1 protein-coding gene is annotated in these 1205 nt (G+C 70.5%); it reads left to right on the top strand.

Annotated features, from left to right (window positions below):
* Positions 1-983: ATP-binding protein (locus FVW27_RS16355; protein ID WP_167127157.1), on the top strand; the 983-nt coding region annotated here is incomplete at its 5' end.
* Positions 984-1205: the final 222 nt, after the last annotated feature.

The following is a 1205-nucleotide window of genomic DNA, read 5'->3' as shown; positions in this document are numbered from 1 at the left end:
ACCCGGCGGCGCGGCGGCGCGGGCTGGCCCTGGGGCTCATTGCCGATGCGCTGCCCCGGCGGGTGCGTGGTGACGCGGCGCGGCTGCGCCAGGTGCTGTACAATCTGGCGGCCAACGGGGTGAAGTTCACCCATCAGGGCGGGGTGGACATCCTGGCCTGCCCGGTGGGGGGCGACAGGCTGCTGTTCACCGTGCGCGACACGGGCATCGGCATTCCGGAAGAAAAGCTGGCCGTGGTCTGCGAACCTTTCGCGCAGGTGGATGGCTCGTCCACACGGCGCTACCAGGGGGCCGGGCTGGGGCTTGGCATCGTGCGCCGCCTGGTGGCGCGCATGGGCGGCACCATGACCATGGAGAGCGAGGAGGGCGTGGGCACTTCCGTCCATGTCTGCCTGTCGCTGCCCAAGGCGGACGCCGTCAACGGAACGAACGGGGTGAACAGGGTGCATGGAGTGAATGGGATGAACGGGGCGGACGGGATGAACGGAGGGGACGGCATGCCGCATGATGGTACTCCACGCGCCGGTTCCGCGCCCTCAGTCTCTCCGGAAGCCTGCGCGGAATGCCGTGCGGCCACGGCGGTGGCGTCCTTGGAATTGCAGGCGCTACGGGCGCTGCGGGTGCTGGTGGCGGAAGACGACCTGATCAACCGGCTTACCGTGCAACGCATGCTGGAGCGCGAGGGCCATCGCGCGGTATGCGTGGAGAACGGGGCCGATGCGGTGCGCGCGGCGGGTGAGGCAGAGTACGACCTCATCCTCATGGACATCCAGATGCCCGAGATGGACGGCACCGAGGCCGCCCGGCGCATCAGCGACCTTGCGCACAGCACGGGTCGGGCGCGTCCGCCCATCGTGGCCCTGACCGCCCATGCCCTGCGCGGCGATCGCGAACGTTTTCTGGCGTCGGGCATGGACGACTACATCGCCAAGCCACTGGAGCGTGACGTGTTGCGCCGCGTGCTGCAACGACTGGTGAACTGACGGCGACGTTGCCGCTCCCCCCGTCCGGCACCCCCTGCAGGCCGTGAGGGCGCGGCATCTTTCGCCCGCCGCTCTTCCATTCCCTCTGCCAGGTTTCCGGCGCGCACCGCACGCGGTTGCGCCCAGCCGCGCTTTCGCGTACTTCGGGGCCACGCCGGGCGCACGCCGCGCCCCGGTCTTCCCGTCCGCCCCGCCGTCCTCCGCCGTCTGGCCGTCTTTCCG

The organism is Nitratidesulfovibrio liaohensis (assembly GCF_011682075.1).
Classification (GTDB): Bacteria; Desulfobacterota; Desulfovibrionia; order Desulfovibrionales; family Desulfovibrionaceae; genus Cupidesulfovibrio; species Cupidesulfovibrio liaohensis.
Note: the sequence above shows the minus strand (reverse complement) of the source record. Positions and strands in the feature narration are given on the sequence as shown.